15 protein-coding genes and 2 pseudogenes are annotated in these 16,849 nt (G+C 71.0%); 12 read left to right on the forward strand and 5 right to left on the reverse strand.

Going from position 1 to position 16,849, the window contains the following annotated elements:
• The 3 genes and pseudogenes from EAH89_RS15015 to EAH89_RS15025 form a co-directional block, all read right to left on the reverse strand.
• Positions 1–570, reverse strand: a 570-nt coding sequence (locus EAH89_RS15015; RefSeq protein WP_277753838.1) for an IS5 family transposase, incomplete at its 3' end; no start/stop codon positions are given.
• A gap of 712 nt (positions 571–1,282) precedes the next feature.
• Positions 1,283–2,335, reverse strand: coding sequence for an alpha/beta hydrolase (locus EAH89_RS15020; protein ID WP_140884513.1), 1,053 nt, complete (start codon positions 2,333–2,335; stop codon positions 1,283–1,285).
• 125 nt (positions 2,336–2,460) lie between these two features.
• A pseudogene (locus tag EAH89_RS15025) lies at positions 2,461–3,018 on the reverse strand (IS3 family transposase); the annotation flags it as partial.
• A 20-nt stretch (positions 3,019–3,038) separates the two neighbouring features.
• On the opposite strand from EAH89_RS15025, the pseudogene EAH89_RS15030 reads away from it, so the two are divergent.
• A pseudogene (locus EAH89_RS15030) lies at positions 3,039–3,509 on the forward strand (SMP-30/gluconolactonase/LRE family protein); the annotation flags it as partial.
• On the opposite strand, the gene EAH89_RS15035 reads toward EAH89_RS15030, so the two are convergent.
• Positions 3,490–4,038: a cupin domain-containing protein gene (locus EAH89_RS15035; RefSeq protein ID WP_140884514.1), complete on the reverse strand. Its 549-nt coding sequence runs from the start codon at positions 4,036–4,038 to the stop codon at positions 3,490–3,492. The pseudogene EAH89_RS15030 and the gene EAH89_RS15035 sit on opposite strands and share 20 nt — an antisense overlap.
• 499 nt (positions 4,039–4,537) lie before the next feature.
• Between EAH89_RS15035 and EAH89_RS15040 the strand changes: the two genes are divergently transcribed.
• From EAH89_RS15040 to EAH89_RS33435, 4 genes are all read left to right on the forward strand, one after another.
• Positions 4,538–5,968, forward strand: coding sequence for an amidase (locus EAH89_RS15040; protein ID WP_241667036.1), 1,431 nt, complete (start codon positions 4,538–4,540; stop codon positions 5,966–5,968).
• Entirely contained in the window at positions 5,965–7,533 is a 1,569-nt protein-coding gene (locus EAH89_RS15045) for an ABC transporter substrate-binding protein (protein ID WP_140884515.1), read from the forward strand. Before EAH89_RS15040 ends, EAH89_RS15045 begins: the two co-directional genes overlap by 4 nt.
• A gap of 327 nt (positions 7,534–7,860) precedes the next feature.
• Complete coding sequence (locus EAH89_RS33430) at positions 7,861–8,229, forward strand: transposase (RefSeq protein ID WP_161993610.1); 369 nt, start codon at positions 7,861–7,863, stop codon at positions 8,227–8,229.
• A 41-nt stretch (positions 8,230–8,270) separates the two neighbouring features.
• Positions 8,271–8,531, forward strand: a complete 261-nt coding sequence (locus tag EAH89_RS33435) for a hypothetical protein (protein WP_408906297.1) — start codon at positions 8,271–8,273, stop codon at positions 8,529–8,531.
• A gap of 706 nt (positions 8,532–9,237) precedes the next feature.
• Here EAH89_RS33435 and EAH89_RS15065 read toward each other — a convergent pair.
• Positions 9,238–10,179, reverse strand: a complete 942-nt coding sequence (locus tag EAH89_RS15065) for a LysR family transcriptional regulator (protein ID WP_338325533.1) — start codon at positions 10,177–10,179, stop codon at positions 9,238–9,240.
• 99 nt (positions 10,180–10,278) lie between these two features.
• Here EAH89_RS15065 and EAH89_RS15070 point away from each other — a divergent pair, with 99 nt between their 5' ends.
• From EAH89_RS15070 to EAH89_RS15100, 7 genes are read left to right on the forward strand one after another with little or no spacing between them, the layout of a single operon-like run.
• Complete coding sequence (locus tag EAH89_RS15070) at positions 10,279–11,322, forward strand: ABC transporter substrate-binding protein (protein WP_140884518.1); 1,044 nt, start codon at positions 10,279–10,281, stop codon at positions 11,320–11,322.
• A 5-nt stretch (positions 11,323–11,327) separates the two neighbouring features.
• Positions 11,328–12,374: an ABC transporter ATP-binding protein gene (locus tag EAH89_RS15075; RefSeq protein ID WP_140884519.1), complete on the forward strand. Its 1,047-nt coding sequence runs from the start codon at positions 11,328–11,330 to the stop codon at positions 12,372–12,374.
• On the forward strand, positions 12,371–13,234 hold the full coding sequence (locus EAH89_RS15080) for an ABC transporter permease (RefSeq protein ID WP_140884520.1): 864 nt from the start codon (positions 12,371–12,373) through the stop codon (positions 13,232–13,234). The genes EAH89_RS15075 and EAH89_RS15080 overlap by 4 nt, the downstream gene beginning before the upstream one ends.
• Positions 13,234–14,043 (forward strand): ABC transporter permease, encoded by an 810-nt coding sequence (locus EAH89_RS15085; protein ID WP_140884521.1) that lies wholly within the window; start codon positions 13,234–13,236, stop codon positions 14,041–14,043. Before EAH89_RS15080 ends, EAH89_RS15085 begins: the two co-directional genes overlap by 1 nt.
• Positions 14,040–15,158, forward strand: coding sequence for an NAD(P)/FAD-dependent oxidoreductase (locus tag EAH89_RS15090; RefSeq protein WP_140884522.1), 1,119 nt, complete (start codon positions 14,040–14,042; stop codon positions 15,156–15,158). The genes EAH89_RS15085 and EAH89_RS15090 overlap by 4 nt, the downstream gene beginning before the upstream one ends.
• A complete protein-coding gene (locus tag EAH89_RS15095; RefSeq protein ID WP_140884523.1) occupies positions 15,139–15,459 on the forward strand; it encodes a 2Fe-2S iron-sulfur cluster-binding protein in 321 nt (106 codons plus the stop codon). Before EAH89_RS15090 ends, EAH89_RS15095 begins: the two co-directional genes overlap by 20 nt.
• Complete coding sequence (locus EAH89_RS15100; RefSeq protein ID WP_140884524.1) at positions 15,456–16,835, forward strand: FAD/NAD(P)-dependent oxidoreductase; 1,380 nt, start codon at positions 15,456–15,458, stop codon at positions 16,833–16,835. Before EAH89_RS15095 ends, EAH89_RS15100 begins: the two co-directional genes overlap by 4 nt.
• Positions 16,836–16,849 lie beyond the last annotated feature (14 nt).

A 16,849-nucleotide genomic window follows, 5' to 3' on the forward strand; every position in this document is an offset into this window, starting at 1 on the left:
CTGGGCGATGCATCGGAGATGCGCGTCCCGCTGCGTTGGTGCGGACTGTGCGGCTCCGCTTGGCACAGCACTCGCGCGGGGTGGCACAACCACAGCCGCATCGGGGTGGTGCGCCACGACCTCGGCATAGACGTCCTCCCGGTCGTAGGCGCCGTCGCCCGTGAAGGAGGCCACGGCACCACCAGCCCGCTCGAGCAAGGGGCCGATCTGCAAGCCGTCATCGGCATCCCTGCCAGCCAGCACCGAGGCGGCGATCTCGCCCGTGTCGGCGTCCGTGGCAAGGTGCAGCATCTTCCAGGCCCGGCGGCGCTTGCTGCCATGCTTCTCTTCCAGCCATCGGCCGGGACCGCACAGCCGCAAACCGGTGCTGTCCACCAGAAGGTGCACTGGCTCGCTGCCCGACTTCGGCCGCAGCACCTCCAGCGTCTCCGCCCGACGGCTGAGGGTGGGGTGGTCTGGCACCGCCAGATCAAGACCGAGTAGCTGCAAGATCGAGGCGATCAGACCCTCCGTCTGACGCAGCGCTAAGCGGAACACAGCACGCAACGTCAGGGCGGTTGCGATCGCCAGATCCGAGTACTTCGCCTAGCCACCCCGGCCACTGCGCGCCTCAGCTCGCCACCCCTCGATCGCCTCTGCCGTGAACCACACAGTGAGACTGCCGCGGGCGCGCAGGCCGGCGTCGTACTCAGCCCAGTTGGTTACCCTCTGGCGTTGTTTGGGGATGCGGTGCCGGCGGTCAGCCTTGGCCTTGAAGGGCATGACGGGCGTCTCTAACGGTCCGAGAGATCGTCCCTGTGTCAGCCTACGCAAAGGCGCCCAATCGGGCGACCTGTGCGATAAGATGCCAACGAACCAGTTGACGGCGGCCGCGGTGAGCAGGCCCGCCCTCAAAGCCAGGCCAGCGTAGCGCCCCGTTCCTGTCATCAGATTGTGGAGGATCGAGACGACAAGCCCGCCGGTCAGAGCCACAATGGGGAACGTCAGGATGCCCCAACCACGCCAGAGGATCACGCCTTCGCACCTTTCTGCTGAAGCGCGAGGAAACGCCGAGCGGGATCGCGTGGTAACTGGCCGCCGAACCCCTGTTCGTTCCGGCTCGAGCACAGAGAGAGGCGGCAAGCGCCCTATCCGCCCGGGCGACTGACGGGGTGCAGGCTACTGGCCAGGACGGTACCGCCGTCTCCAGTCCCGTTCAGTCGTGTTCGTGAACGGACTGCATCCGCAGAATGGATGCCTCAACGACGCAGCTTGGTAGGGCCAGCGCCGCGCGAGCGACGGGCTACCTCCCGAGGTGCCGGTCGAAGAACTGTCCGATTTCCTGGAAGGCCTCCTTCACCTCAGGGATGCGGTCGTCGCGGTAGTACTGCGCGTGCGACTGGGCCTCGAACACCTGCAGGGTCGCTTCGGTGCCGGCCTGACGCAGGGCCCGATGCATGCGGACCGTGTTGCTCAGCAGCAGGTCCCGGGTCCCGGTGGTGAGAATGGTGGGCGGGAAGCCGTGAACGTCGCCGTAGACCGGGGACAGCATGGGGTCCCTCAGGTCATGGCCGTTGGCATAGAAGCGTGTGGCCGCGTCGCAGAACCCGTCGGGCGAGACGAGGACGTTGTCGACCATGGCGTTGGTCTGGAACGAGTCGCCTTGCTTGGTCACATCCGACATGGGCGTACCGGGTGCGATGGCGCCCGGCATCGGCAATCTGTCCTGCTTGGCGCGCAGCATCATCTCCAGCGTCAACGCGCCGCCGGCGGAGCTGCCGAAGACAGCGATGTTTGCCGGAGGCACCATCCTGGTCGCCGCCCTGTAAACCGTCATGGCATCGTCGAGTGCCGCGGGGAAATACGCCTCCGGCGGCATGCGGTAGTCGACCGCGATCACCTTCATCCGAGCGAACCCTGCCAGGAAGATGGCCTCTGGCAGGGCCGCCTCGTGAGGGTTCAGGACGTAGCAGCCACCATGAACGTGGACGGCGAGCCGGTTCCGGTTCTGCGCCGGCATGTCGGCGGGGGTGATGGTGTAGACGCGCACGCCGTCGATCGTGGACGGTTCGATCGTCACCCGCATCCGCTCGGCCATCGGCGGGATCTGCGGTGCAACCGTGGCCGCGGTGCTGTCGGCGAGTTGGCGCCATCCCTCCGGCGTCGTCGGCGGCCTGTCCCAGTTGGTCCGGAGCGGCTGGGCGATGATCGCCTGCATCGGCGGGCTGACCGTCGCCGGGACTGGCAAGGTCTTTGCCGGTACCTCACGGGGCGCAGGGGTCTGGGCCGACCCCGGTGCGGCCATCAGCAAGGCTGCCGTCATAGTAAAGGCAAAGCGGAGCGATTGAGCGATCATGGACGTCCCCCAGGGGGTCTTGGAACCCCTCTGCTCCTTGGGACACTGAACCGGCACCAACCGCGCCGCAAGCGGATGCAGGCCTGGTCTATGACAAGCCCCCACGAGGTGCGCCGGGTCGGATGTTAATGGCGCATCGGCAAGAACTGGGCTGAGGCAGGGGCGCTTTGGCGGTGTGATGGCATGCCGAGGTGCGTGAGGACGACCTCTGGCGCGGGCGGGCGGTAGTTGAGGGAGGAGTGAGGACGGACGGTGTTGTAGTGCCGTCGCCATTGTTCGATCAGCACCTTGGCCTCGGCGAGTGTGTTGAACACCTCGGCGTTCAGCAGTTCGTCGTGCAGCTTGCCGTTGAAGCTCTCCACGTAGCCGTTCTCCCAGGGGCTACCCGGCTCGATGAACGCCGTTCTCGCGCCCACGCCGCGGATCCAGCTCTTCCCGGCCGTGGCAGCGAACTCAGGTCCATTGTCTGAACGAACATGGCCCGGCACGCCGCGCAGAACGAACAGATCGGAGAGTACGTCGTTGACGTCGGCGGCCCTGAGTTGTCGGCCCACCCGGATGGCCAGGCACTCGCGGGTGAACTCGTCCACCACGTTCAGCATCCGGAACTTGCGCCCGTCCTGGGTGCGGTCCTCCACGAAGTCATAAGCCGAGACCTGGTTCGGCCGCTCCGGCGCGCTCCGAGGGGTTCAAGGGCGTCAACGACCTCGTCTTCGGCCCCTCGGGCGAGCTCTACTTCACCGACCAGGGGCAGACGGGGCTGCAGGACCCGACGGGGCGCGTGTACCGCCTGGGCCCGGACGGGCGCCTGGACTGCCTCATCGGCACGGTCCCGAGCCCCAACGGCCTCGTCGTCGCGCCCGACGCCTCCTTCCTGCTGGTGGCGGCGACGCGGGCCAACCAGATCTGGCGTCTGCCGCTGCACGCGGACGGCAGCGTGACCAAGGCAAGCATCTTCTGTCACCTCCACGGCGGACCGAGCAGGCCGGACGGGCTGGCGCTGGACGCGGAGGGCGCCCTGCTGGTGGCCCATGCTGACAATGCCCCCGGAACACAGCCCGGTCGGGCGGAGCGGCGCAAGCGGGCGGTTCGGGGCGGACAGGATAATCGCCGGCTTAGCAGCCCGGCTCGGTTGTCCGGCTTGGTCGGCCGGTTCAGTAGGTGGGCGGGGTGATGGCGCTGACGATCTCGCTCACCCCCGGGTCGACGTTGCGGAAGCGGTGGGGCTGCTGGCTGTCGAAGTAGTAGGCGTCGCCCGCCCGCAGCACCGCCTGGCGCTCGCCCACCGTCACCTCCACCGCGCCGCGCGTGACGATGCCCGCCTCCTCCGCCCGGTGCGTCACGCTCGCCTCCGTCGCGGCGCCCGGCGCGTAGCGCTCGGCGAGCATCAGCATGCGGCGGTTAGGGTAGTCCATGCCGACGAGGCGGTAGGAGACCCGGTCGGGCCGGCCGATCTCCACCAGCTCGTCGGCGCGGTAGAAGGGGCGGCTCGGCTGCCCGCTCTCCAGCTCCGCGAAGAAGGAGGACAGGGTGGTGCCGAGGGCGCCCAGGATGGCGCCGAGCGTGTCCACGGAGGGGCTCATGCGCTCCCGCTCGATCAGGGAGATCGCCGAGTGCGACACGCCCGACCGCGCCGCGAGTTCCCGCAGGCCGAGGCCGCGCCGCGTCCGCAGGGCCTTCAGTTCCGTGCCGACCATCGCCATGGGGCGCCTCCTGCCAGGGACGAGCGTTGAGGATAATCGACAGCGCCGCGCCTGCCCACTTCCGGCCGGCGGGGCGGCCGCGCCACCCTGTATGCCCGCGCGGACCGCCTCGGCGGCCGGCGCTACCGCCCGAGGAGGCTGGCATGCCCGCCCATGATACCGTGTGGCTGCGACCTCCCCACATCCTGTCGACGCTCCTCGCCGGTCCTTCCTGGCGAAAGCGGCGCGCGCCCCTTCGGGAGGCGTCGGGCAGGCACGAAACGCGATGGACTGCTTACTCGCGCAGCCGGGCGATCTTGGCCCGAATGTCCTGGTACTCGGCGGCCGTTGCAGCGATCCATTCCGGCGGCAGGGCGATCTCTGCCCGGGCTAAGGCGCCGATCAGCTCAGCCTCCGTCCGATCGGTTTTCGCCGCCCCGTCCGTTTCCCGATTCCGCTCTGGCATGCCGTTCCCGCCCGCTCTCGCGCCGCCCCGCCTCTTGCCGAGAGACGGCGGGCGGTGAGGTCGGAAGCCTATTCCTGCCCCATCGCCCGCGTCGAGGGCGCACCCTCCCTCGTCGCCGCGGCGCGCGGGCTGCGCGACGGCCGCCTCACCGCCGTCGCCCTGGCGCGGGAGGCCCTGTCCCGGATCGCGGCGGTCGATCCCGTCATCCGCGCCTTCGTGCGCCTTGATCCCGACGCCGCCCTCGCCGACGCCGCGCGGGCCGACGCAGAACTCGCGCGCGGTCTCGACCGCGGCCCCCTCCACGGCATCCCCACGGCGATCAAGGACATCCTCGACGTCGCGGGCTGGCCGACGACCTGCAACTCCCGCAGCCGCCCCGACGAGCCGGCCGCCGAGGACGCGGGGGTGGTGGCCCGGCTGCGGGCGGGCGGCGCCGTCTTCCTTGGCAAGCTGGAGACCTACGAGTTCGCCCTTGGCGGCCCGACGGAGGAGGCGCGCTTCCCCCCGGCGCGCAACCCCTGGGACCCCGGCCGCATCCCGGGCGGCTCCTCCTCCGGCTCGGCCGCCGCCGTGGCCGCGGGGATGATCCGGATGGCGCCGGGATCCTGCACCGCGGGCTCCATCCGCGGCCCAGCCGCCTGGTGCGGCATCGTCGGGCTGAAGCCGACGCGCGGCCGCGTCTCCTGCCGCGGCGCCTTCCCCCTCGCGCCCACCCTCGACCACGTCGGTCCCCTGGCCCGGAGCGTGGAGGACGCCGCGATCGCCCTCGGCGTCATGGCCGGCCACGATCCCCGGGACGAGGCGAGCGTCGATCGTCCCGTGCCGGACTACCGCGCCGGCCTGGGCGACGGCGTCGCGGGCCTGCGGGTCGGCGTCCCCCGGCACTTCTTCGGGGCCTCGCCCCTTCTCGTGCCCGAAGCCCGCGACGCCATCGAGGCCGCGATCGGCCACCTGCGCGCCGCCGGCGCAACGGTGACGGACGTGACCCTGCCGGACTACGACCTCTTCCTGGCCGTCAACCGCGTGATCATGACGGCGGAGGCCCTGGCCATCCACGCGCCCGCTCTCCGGCGCGACCCGCGCGCCTTCGCGCCGATCACCGCGCGGCGCTTCGCGGCCGGCGTCGCGATCGGCGCGGCCGACTACCTCGACGCGCGGCGCCTGCGCCGCGGCCTGACGGCGGCGGTGGACGGCGTTATGCAGAGTGTGGACCTGCTCCTCACGGCCATCTCGCTCGACGTCGCGCCCCTCGCGGCAAAGGGCGCGGAACCCACCGCCTGGCCGCTGCAGGCGAGCCCCTTCAACGTCACGGGGCACCCCGCGATGAGCGTCCCGGCCGGCTTCGGGCGGGGCGGGATGCCGTTGGCCGTGCAGATTGTCGGTCAACCGTTCGACGAGATTACGGTGCTGCGAGCCGGCCGGACCCTGGAACGCGCCTTCGGGCGCGCCGAAGCAGAAGAAGAGAACGAGGAGACCTCCGCATGACCCCCCGCGTCCTCCACGCCGCCGCGCTGGCGGCCGCCCTGCTCTCCACGCCGGTGGGCGCGCAGGAACCGAGAAGCGTCCTGCGCGTCGTCCCGCAGGCCGACGTGGCCGTGACCGATCCTGTCTTCGGGACGGCCTGGATCTCGACCATCCACGGCACGATGGTCTGGGAGTCCCTTTTTGCGTGGGATTCGAGGATGCAGCCGCGGCCTCAGATGGTCTCGGACTGGGGCGTCTCGGAGGACGGGCTCCGCTGGCGGTTCACCCTGCGCGAGGGCCTGCGCTTCCACGACGGTTCGCCCGTCACCACCGCCGACGTCGTTGCCTCGCTGCGCCGCTGGATGACCATCGACGCGACCGCGACCCGCATCGCCGCCATCACCACGGGGATGACGGTGGTGGACGACCGCACCTTCGAGTGGACGCTCCGGGAACCCTTCCCGGCGATGGTCTCGGTCCTCGCCGCGGCGCCGTCGCGCTTCGCCGCGATCATGCGCGCGGCCGACATCCCCGAGCGCGGCCGCCCGGCGACCACCCTCATCGGCTCTGGCCCCTTCCGCTTCAACGCCGCCGCAAGGGTCAGCGGCGACCGCGTCGTCTACGACCGCAATCCCGACTACGTGCCCCGTGCCGAGCCGCCCGACGGCCTCGCCGGGGGCCGGGTGGTGAAGGTGGACCGCGTGGAGTTCCGCATCCTCCCCGATCCCGCCACCGCCGCAACGGCGCTGCAGGCCGGCGAGGTTGACTTCATCGAGCGCCCCTCGCTCGACCTCCTGCCCGTCCTGTCGCGCAGCCGCGCCATTCGGGTGACCCGCCTGACCGACCTAGCGGGCCAGGCCATGCTGCGCCCCAACAGCCTGCACCCACCCTTCAACGATGTCCGGGCCCGCGCGGCCCTCGCCTACATCGTCGATCAGGCGGAGACGCTGGCGGCCGGCTACGGCGACGAGACCTACTGGAGCCGCTGCAACGCCTTCTTCGTCTGCGGCTCCCCCAACGGCACCGAGGCCGGCGCCGAGGGCTTCGGCCGCGACCTTCCCCGCGCTCGCCAGCTCCTCGCCGAGGCCGGCTACCGCGGCGAGCGTATCGTCTTCCCGACCACGACCGAGATCCCCTTCTTCGGCCGCATGGCGGAGGTGACGGCGGCGGCCATGCGCCAGGCCGGCCTGAACGTTGACCTGCAATGGATGGACTGGCCCAGCGTCATCACGCGCACCTCCAGCCAGGCCGCGCCGGATCAAGGCGGGTGGAACGTCTACGTCACTGGCGCGCCCGGCCCGCTGATGTGGAACCCCATTACGAACATCGGCGTGAATACCGCCTGCGACCGCAGCAATTTCGCCGGCTGGCCCTGTGACGAGGCGGCGGAGGCCCTGCGGCGTGAGTACCTGAACGCGCCGGACGCCAACCGTCCGGCCTTGCTGGAGCGCCTGCACCGGCGTCTCGCGGAGGTGCATCCTTACCGGCTGCTCGGCCAATCCTTCACCATGGTTGCCTACCGCTCCAGCCTTTCGGGCGTGCTGCCCTCGCCCGTGCCCGTCTTCTGGAACATCGAGAAGCGCTGAAGAAGTGGACGTGGTCCTAACCATCGAGGGCTTACGCTTGACTCGACCAGCAAACCCACGCGCCTCATGGCTCCGCCGTGCTCACTCGTCCGACGGATGGTTTTGTCGGCTCTCACGCTATGGGTGGTAAGATCGGCGAGGTAGGGAAGGCAAGGGTTAAGCTGCTGACGGGTTGATGGGCGGGTGGAAGCTTGAAATGGAGTGCTTGGACTGCGGTTCGGCCGAGTTGACTGAGCGGCGGGACCTTATGGTTTTGGGTCAGGACCTATTAATTGGGGCTAGCGGCTGATGTGGATGGCTGATTCCATGGTGGCCGGAGGTGCTGCCGTGGCTGACCTGTTCTGGCTGACGAGGGCGCAGATCCGGCGGATCGCACCCCTCTTCCCGCTCTCGCACGGGGTGCCCCGGGTCGACGATCAGCCGGTGGTCAGCGGCATTCTTCATGTCATCCGCAACGGGCTATGCTGGCGCGATGCCCCGGCGGCCTACGGTCCGCACAAGATCCTGTACAACCGCTTCGTGCGCTGGAGCCTCCTCGGCGTGTTCAACCGCATCTTCGCCGGGCTTGCGGGCCGAGCGGGCGAGCCGGAGCGCCTGATGATCGACGCCACCCACCTCAAGGCGCACCGGACGGCGGCAAGCCTGCTCAAAAAGGGGATGTTCCCTGCCGTATGGGGCGCACCAAGGGCGGCCTGAACTCCAAGCTCCACGCCGTCTGTGACGGCAAGGGTCGCCCCGTGGTCCTGCTGCTCACCGAAGGGCAGATGAGCGACCACAGGCGCGCAGCCTTAATGCTGCCCAGTCTGCCGCGCGCCAAGGAGCTGCTCGGCGACAAGGGCTACGACAGCAACCGCTTCCGCAAGGCGCTCGCCGAGCGCGGCATCCAGCCCTGCATTCCGTCAAAGCAAGAGCCGCAAGGTCCCGCTCTCTTTGGAAGCCTTATCCATCCCTACCCCGTCCTCTCGCGGTATATTCAAGCGGACGTCTCCCGATCCTAATACCCGGACATTGGTCGGACATTCAGTGCGGAGGCAAGCGGGGGGCGGGGTAGGCTTGTGGGTCGCGCAGTCCGCACGACGGTATGAAAGAGCAGTATGTTGCGGAAGGCTGCGGAAGGCTGCGGAAGGCTGCATGAAAGTGCGGTGTAGATGGTGAGGTGACTTTTAATCAGCGGGTCGTAGGTTCAAGCCCTACTGCGCCCACCATGCTTTTCTCCGGCAGATCAGTGAGTTGCTACGCTGCATCCTGGCCGTGGCGCTCGGTCTCGGGGGGGCCTGTCCGGCCATTGCTCAGGCCGGCAGAATGGAAAATAGCGGGTCAGAGCGGAGGCGGGTGGTAGCGCCTCCGCCTTGTGAGCTTCTCCTGGGCTCCGGCTGACAACCCCTGCCAGTAGCCATGCAGCAGGGCACGCAGCACCGCTCGCCGCAGCCATGCTCCACTAAAAATTGCCTGGATCTCATTGTGAGGGCTGGTCAGTGCAGTCGTCGACCCCGTTCGGGCTGCGATTGGTCCCACAATCCTCGCATCATCCAAACTCGGGGTAGCGGCGCTGGGCCAAGGAAGGAGCGGCCGCTCGTCAGCCGCGGGATCGAAGACGTCGAAGGGTTTGCTCGAACGCCGCCGCCACTAAGTGGCGCCTTCACCCTAAACCGGGGCGGATCTCAGCGGCCATCAACGTCTTGACGTCCCAAGCACCACAATCCGTCAGCCCCACTGCTTAAGAAACGGCGCAGTCGCCTCCTGGACCGTCTCCAGGAACTGCGTGGCGGTGCGGGACATCCGCCGGCCCGGAGGTGACAGAACATGCACCGGAAACTCAACCGTCGGGCGCAGGCGTCGCAACACAAGCCGCTTGCCGAAATCCGCGGCGGTGACGGGATTGGCGATCGTGAAGCCCAAACCCTGCGCCACCATCTCGCAAGCGGCGGCGCCGTTCTGCGTCTCCGCCACCTGGATGGGCGCGATGCCGTGTCGCTCGAACAGCTCATCCACGATATCCCGCAGCCGGTACTGGCGCCCGAGCGAGACGCAGGGCTCGCGCTCCAAGTCCCGCAGCTCCACCACGGCCTTCCTTGCAAGCCGGTGCCGCGGCGGAAGGGCGAGCACGCCCGGGAGGGGGAATGGCGGCGCCACGTTCAGCGCACCGGCCGCCCCCAGTGGCAAGGCGAAGCCGATATCGGCCTGCCCGGACTGCACCATGTCATGCACCTCGAGCGAGCTTGTCACGGTGAGCGAGACGCGCGGCCCCTTCTCGGTCTTGGCGAAGCGCGCGAGCAGCGCGGGGATGAAGCCGATGCCAAAGGAGGGAAGGGCGGCCACCCGCAGCTCGCCCACCCCCGCGAAGCGCATGTCGTTGGCCAGCCGGTCCACGCGCTTCGCCGCAGCAAAGAGGCGCGCCACCTCCGCCTCGAAGAGGTGCGCCTCATGGGTCGCGGTGAGACGCCGCCGGCTGCGGTCGAAGAGGGACAGTCCCGTCTCCTCCTCCAACGCGCGCAGCAGCTTCGTCACGGCGGGCTGCGAGAGGGAGAGAATCTCCGCCGCGCGGGTGACGGACCCACCATGCATCACCGCGCGGAAGGCCTCGAGCTGATGAAGGCGGCGAGGGGTCAGCGTCGCTACTCCAGGGAATGAAAAGGGGACTTTTATGAATTTGCTCGGTGAGGCCGAAGAATGCCAGCGTTCAGACGGACGCAGCGTCGACCGCCGGACAGGCACCGGCGTCTCGTGACGGGACGAGGAGTGACAATGGTGCGCAGGCTTCTTCTGGCCGCCGTGGCCGCGATCGGCATCACCGGCGGCCTGGCGGCACCGGCCAGGGCGCAGCAGCGCCTCGTCGTCGCGGCCTATGGCGGTTCCTACGAGAGCATCATGCGCCAGTCGGTCATCCCGGCTTTCGAGCGCTCCAACAACGCCCGCGTGGACTACCTCGCCGGCAACTCCTCCGACAGCCTCGCGCGCCTGCAGGCCCAGCGCGGCCGGCAGGAGGTGGGCGTCGCCGTGCTGGACGACGGGCCGATGACCCAGGCCATCTCGCTCGGCTTCTGCCAGAAGGCGGCGGACCAGGCGGCGGTGGCCAGCCTCTACCCGGTCGCCGTGATGGGCGAGGGCCGCGCCCTCGGCACCGGCTTCGGCTACACCGGCATCGCCTACAACACGAAGGTCTTCCGCGAGCGCAACCTGCCCGTGCCGGCCTCCTGGATGGACCTGGCGCGCCCTGAGTTCCGCCGCCGCCTCGCCATCCCCGGCATCGACAACACCTACGGCCTGCACATCCTCTCCATGATGGCGCGCGTGAACGGCGGGAGCGAGACGAGCATCGACCCCGGCTTCCGCGCCATGCGCGAGCGGATCAACCCGAACGTGCTGGCCTACGAGAGCAGCCCGGGCAAGATGAGCGAGATGTTCCAGTCCGGCGAGATCTGGCTGGCCGTCTGGGGCTCCTCCCGTGCGGCGGCCATGGTGGAGGCCGGCTTCCCCATGGGCTTCGTGCGGCCCCGGGAGGGCGGGGTGGTGCTGATGACGGCCGCCTGCGCCGTGGAAGGCGCGCCCAACCCGGACCTCGCCCAGAAGTTCCTCGCCCACCTCGTCTCGGCGGAGGTGCAGGCCACCTTCTCCCGCCAGTACGGTTCCGGCCCGACCAACCGCAACACGCAGCTGCCGCCGGATGTCGCCGGGAAGGTGATCTATGGGGAGGAGCAGGTGCGGGAGCTCGTCTCGCTGGACTGGAACACCATCAACGCCAACCGCACGGAGTGGACGCGACGCTGGCAGCGCGAAGTGGAGCGCTGAGCCCCATGCGCCCCGGCTACCTCGTCCTCGACGGCGTCGCCAAACGCTACGGCCCCATCACCGCCGTGCAGGGCGTGTCCATCGAGGTGGCCAGGGGCGAGTTCCTCGGCCTCCTCGGCCCCTCCGGCTGCGGCAAGACCACCACGCTGCAGATGATCGCCGGCTTCGAGACGCCCAGCGAGGGCCGCATCGTCCTCGACGGCCAGGACCTCGCGGACACGCCGCCGGCCAGGCGCGGCATCGGCCTCGTCTTCCAGTCCTACGCCCTCTTCCCGCACATGACGGCGGCGGAGAACGTCGCCTTCGGGCTGGAGATGCGCCGGGTGCCGAGGGCCGAGCGCGCGCGGCGGGTGGCGGAGGCGCTGGACCTCGTCCACCTCTCCCACCTCGCCGACCGCTTCCCCCGCAACATGTCCGGCGGCCAGCAGCAGCGCGTAGCGCTGGCCCGGGCCTTGGTGATCGAGCCGCAGCTCCTGCTGCTCGACGAGCCCCTCTCCAACCTCGACGCCAAGCTGCGCGAGGAGATGCAGGTGGAGCTGCGCGAGCTGCAGCGCCGCGTCGGCGTCACCACCATCCTCGTGACCCATGACCAGCAGGAGGCGATGGCGCTGTGCGACCGGGTCGCCGTCATGCAGGCCGGCCGCGTGATGCAGGTGGACGAGCCCTGGCGCGCCTACGAGGTGCCGGCGGACGGCTTCGTCGCGGACTTCCTCGGGCGCAGCAACCGCCTGCCGGCGCGTGCCGCGAACGGCATGGCGGAGGCCGCCGGCCGGCGCTTCGCCCTGCCGCCGGAGCTCGCAGGGGCGCGGGGCGAGGTGATGCTGACCATCCGGCCCGAGCGCCTGCGCATCGAGCCCGAGGACGCGGGCGCGCTGCCCGGCCGCGTGCATTCCCGCGTCTTCCTCGGCGCCTCCTGGCTCTACCGCGTGGACACGGCGCTCGGCCCGATGATGGTCACCGCCCAGAACACGGGCGCCCCGCCGGTGGAGGAGGGCGCGCGCGTCTCGCTCGCCTGGGATCCCCACAGCCTTCGCCAGCTCGAGGCCGCATGAGCGCGGGCCGGACCTCGCCGGCACTGCTGGCCGCGCCGTCGGGCGTCGTCTACCTGGTGGCGCTCGTCGTCCCGCTGGCGAGCGTGCTCGTCCTCAGCCTGCAGGGCTTCGAGTTCTCCCGCGGCATCCTGCCCCGCTACGACCTCGCCAACTACGCCGACCTCTTCACCGACCCGCTCTTCGAGGAGGCGCTGGCGCGCACCTTCCGGATCGCCCTCGTCACCACGGTCATCTGCCTGGCGATCGGCGTGCCGGAGGCGTGGATCATCCGCCGGATGTCGCCGCGCTGGCGCGGGCTGATGCTGCTGCTGGTCGTGGGCCCGCTGCTCGTCTCCGTCGTGGTGCGCACCTTCGGCTGGATGGTGCTGCTGGGCACGAACGGCCTCATCAACGGGGCGCTCGTGGCCCTCGGCGTGCCGGATGCGCCCTTCCGCATGATGTTCACGGAGTTCGCGGTCGTCCTCGGCCTCGTCCACGTCATGGTGCCGCTCGTCGTGCTCGCGGTCTGGGCCAGCCTCGGCCGGCTGGACCCCTCGCTCTCGCTCGCGGCGGAGAGCCTGGGCGCGGGCCGGCTCACCATCTTCCGCCGGGTCATCCTGCCCAACATCATGCCGGGCGTGCTCGGCGGGGCGCTGATGGTGTTCTGCCTCTCCGCCTCCGCCTTCGCCACCCCCGCCATGCTCGGCGGGCGGCGGCTGAAGGTCGTCTCCAGCATGGCCTACAACGAGTTCCTGAACACGCTGAACTGGCCGCTCGGGGCCGCCATCGCCACCCTGCTGCTGGCCGCCATCCTCGCCGCCACCCTCCTCTGGACCCGCTTCGTGGAGCGCCGCGCGCTCCGCCGTCTGGGAGGGGCGTGATGAACCGCCGGGACCGCAACGGCGCCCTTGCCCTCGTCTTCCACCTCTTCTTCGCGGCCTTCATCCTGGCGCCGCTGGTGGTGGTGGTCCTCGTCTCCTTCACGGACAAGGGCTATCTCGCCATGCCCTTCGACGGCGCCTCCTTCCGCTGGTGGGCCGCCATCGCCGACAACCCGCAATTCGTCGAGAGCCTCTGGGTCAGCCTCGGCCTCGGGCTCACCTCCGCCACCCTCTCCGCCGCCATCGCCGTACCGGCCGCGCTCGCCATCGCCCGGCACCGCTTCCGCGGGCGGGACGTGCTGGCGGCGATGCTCGTCTCGCCGCTGATGATCCCGCACGTCGTGCTGGGCGTCGCCCTGCTGCGCTTCTTCTCCGGATTCGGCCTCGCCGGATCCTTCCCGGGCCTCGTCGCCGCGCATCTGGTGGTCATCACCCCCTACATGCTTCGCCTCGTCTCCGCGGGGCTGATGGGGCTGGACCCGCGGGTGGAGCGGGCGGCCGAGAGCCTGGGTGCGGACCGCCTCACCGTGTTCCGCCGCATCACCCTGCCGCTGATCCTGCCCGGCCTCGCCGGCGGCTGGATCCTCGCCTTCATCACCTCCTTCGACGAGCTGACCGTGAGCCTCTTCCTGGCCTCCCCCTCCTACACGCCCATCCCCGTGCGGCTCTTCACCCACATCGACCAGATGACGGACCCGCTCGTCGCCTCCGTCTCCGCCGCCCTCATCGCGGGCACGACGGTGCTGCTGCTGGTGCTGGACCGCTTCTATCCCATCGACCGCCTGCTCACGGGGGAAAGCCGCGCGTGACCCACGACGCCATCGTCATCGGCGGCGGCCTCGTCGGCACCGCCATCGCCTACGGGCTGCAGAAGCGCGGCCTGGCCACCGTGCTGCTGGACGAGGGCGACGTCGCCCACCGCGCCAGCCGCGGCAACTTCGGCCTTGTCTGGGTGCAGTCCAAGGGGCTCGGCGCGCCGCACTACCAGCGCTGGACCCGCGGCTCGGCCGAGGCCTGGCCGGGCCTCGCGGCGGAGCTCGCCGAGCGCACGGGCCTGGACACCGCCCTGCACCAGCCCGGCGGCCTCCATGTCTGCCTCTCCGAGGAGGAGTTCGAGCAGCGCGCCGCCTACATGGCGCAGCTCCAGCGCGAGGCCGGCAACCTCGGCATGGAGTACCGCATGCTCGACCATGCGGAGACGGCCGAGAGGCTGCCCGGCATCGGCCGTGCCGTCGTGGGCTCCAGCTGGACGCCCTATGACGGCCACGCCAGCCCCCTGCACCTCCTGCGCGCCCTGCACACCGCCTTCCGCGACGCGGGCGGAACCTACCGCCCCAATGCCGGCGTCTCCGAGGGCACGGCCGCCCCGCGCGACTTCTCGGTGAGGGCGGGCGGCGAGACGCACCGCGCCCCGCGCATCGTCCTCGCCGCCGGCCTCGGCAACGCCTCGCTGGCGCCGCGCTTCGGCCTGGAGGCCCCGGTGCGCCCGCAGCGCGGCCAGGTGCTGGTGACCGAGCGCACGCGCCAGCTCCTCCCCATGCCCACCACCACCGTCCGGCAGACCGACGAGGGCTCGGTGTTGATCGGCGACAGCAAGGAGGAGGCGGGCTACGACAGCCTCACCCAGACGCCCGGCATCATGCGCACGATGGCGCAGCGCGCGGTCCTCACCTTTCCCTGGATCGCCGAGCTGAACATCGTGCGGGCCTGGTCGGCGCTCCGCGTCATGGCGCCCGACGGCCTGCCCATCTACGACGAGGCCGAGCGCTTCCCCGGCGCCTTCACGGCCAATTGCCACTCCGGCGTCACCCTCGCGGGCGCCCATGCCGACCTCCTCGCCCCCATGATCGCCGCCGGCGCCCTGCCGCCGGAGATGGACCCCTTCAGCGCAAGGCGTTTCCACGATGTTCGCTCCGCGGCCTGACATTCGCCCCGCCACGGTGGAGGTCTTCGTCGAGGGCTGCCCCGTCCTGGTGCCGGAAGGCGCCTCGGCCGCCGCCGCCGTGCTGCTCGCCGGCCTCCCCGCCATCCGCGAGACGCCCGTGGGGGGCGCGCCGCGGCTGCCCTACTGCATGATGGGCGTTTGCTTCGACTGCCTCGCCGAGATCGACGGCGTGGCCAGCCGCCAGGCCTGCATGGTCACGGTGGCGCCGGGCATGCGCATCGCCGCCCAGCGGGGCGCCCGCCAGGCCCGCCCCGGCGCGGCCCCGGGGATCGCGGCATGAGGCGCTACGACCTCGCCATCGCCGGCGCCGGCCCCGCGGGAATGGCCGCGGCGGTCGAGGCGGCCTCGCTCGGCCTTTCCGTGCTCGTGGTGGACGAGCAGCCCGCCCCCGGCGGCCAGGTCTTCCGGGCCGTGGAGGCCGCGGGCGCCGACCCCGCCCTGGCCGGCGAGTTCCTCGACGACGGCGGCGCCCTGGTTCGCGGCTTCCGCTGCGCCACGGGCGTTGACTACAGCCCGCGCACCGCTCTCTGGCACGTGGACCTTGCCACCGGGGTGATCTCCGTGCTGCGGGACGGCGTTTCGGAGGAGATCCAGGCCTCCCGCCTCCTGCTCGCCACCGGCGCGCAGGAACGCCCGGTCCCCATCCCCGGCTGGACCCTGCCGGGCGTGATGGGGGCCGGCGCCGCCCAGATCCTGCTGAAGACCGCCGGCGCCGTGCCCCAGGGCCCGGTGGTCCTCGCGGGGCAGGGCCCGCTCGCCTGGCTCCTCGCCGTGCAGCTTCTCCGCGCCGGCGCCGGGCCGATGACGCTGCTCGAGACCGGCGGCAAGGGCGCGCTCTGGGACGCCTTCCGGGCGGGCGGCCTCTGGACCGGCCGGCGCCTGCTCACCAAGGGCATCGGCCTGGTGCGCGAGGCCAGGCGCCACGGCCTGTCGGTCGTGCGCGGCGTGCGCGACCTGCGCGCCGAGGGCGAGGACCGCGTCCGGCGCGTCCGCTGGGCCGGCGGCGAGCTCGCCTGCGACACGCTGCTCCTGCACGAGGGCGTCATCCCCTCCACCCATGTCAGCCGCGCCCTCGGGCTGGAGCACCACTGGGACGAGGCGCAGCGCTGCTGGCGCCCGGCGCTCGACGAATGGGGCGCCAGCAGCCACGACCTCGTCGCGGTCGCGGGCGACGGCGGCGGCATAGGAGGCTGGGAAGCGGCGGCCGCCACCGGGCGCCTCGCGGCCATTGACGCCGCCCGCCGCCTCGGCCGCCTCCCCGCCGCCGAGGCCGCGCGCCGCGCCGCGCCGCATCGCGCCCGGCTCGCCGCCGCCCTCGCGCTGCGTCCCTTCCTGGACCGCCTCTACGCCCCCGCGCCGGAGGTGCTCGCCCCGCGGGACGACTCCACCATCGTCTGCCGCTGCGAGGAGATCACCGCCGGCCAGGTGCGCGAGGCGGCCCGGCTGGGCGCCACCGGCCCGAACCAGGCCAAGGCCTATCTCCGCGCGGGAATGGGACCCTGCCAGGGGCGGATGTGCGGCACCACCGTCGCCGCCGTGATCGCCGCCGAGCGCGGCATCTCCATCGAGCAGGCCGGGACCCTTCGGCCCCGCGCGCCCTTCAAGCCGCTGACGGTGGGCGAACTCGCCGCGCTTCCGCCGGAAGAGGTGGGCTAGCCGCGCCCGTCGTC

The sequence above is a fragment of the Muricoccus nepalensis genome (assembly GCF_006438825.1).
Lineage (GTDB): Bacteria > Pseudomonadota > Alphaproteobacteria > Acetobacterales > Acetobacteraceae > Roseomonas > Roseomonas nepalensis.

Coding starts and splice junctions, on each gene's coding strand:
- EAH89_RS15020 (WP_140884513.1), bottom strand. CDS start 2,335: ATGATCGCTCAATCGCTCCGCTTTGCCTTTACTATGACGGCAGCCTTG.
- EAH89_RS15035 (WP_140884514.1), bottom strand. CDS start 4,038: ATGGCGATGGTCGGCACGGAACTGAAGGCCCTGCGGACGCGGCGCGGC.
- EAH89_RS15045 (WP_140884515.1), top strand. CDS start 5,965: ATGACCCCCCGCGTCCTCCACGCCGCCGCGCTGGCGGCCGCCCTGCTC.
- EAH89_RS15070 (WP_140884518.1), top strand. CDS start 10,279: ATGGTGCGCAGGCTTCTTCTGGCCGCCGTGGCCGCGATCGGCATCACC.
- EAH89_RS15075 (WP_140884519.1), top strand. CDS start 11,328: ATGCGCCCCGGCTACCTCGTCCTCGACGGCGTCGCCAAACGCTACGGC.
- EAH89_RS15080 (WP_140884520.1), top strand. CDS start 12,371: ATGAGCGCGGGCCGGACCTCGCCGGCACTGCTGGCCGCGCCGTCGGGC.
- EAH89_RS15085 (WP_140884521.1), top strand. CDS start 13,234: ATGAACCGCCGGGACCGCAACGGCGCCCTTGCCCTCGTCTTCCACCTC.
- EAH89_RS15095 (WP_140884523.1), top strand. CDS start 15,139: ATGTTCGCTCCGCGGCCTGACATTCGCCCCGCCACGGTGGAGGTCTTC.
- EAH89_RS15100 (WP_140884524.1), top strand. CDS start 15,456: ATGAGGCGCTACGACCTCGCCATCGCCGGCGCCGGCCCCGCGGGAATG.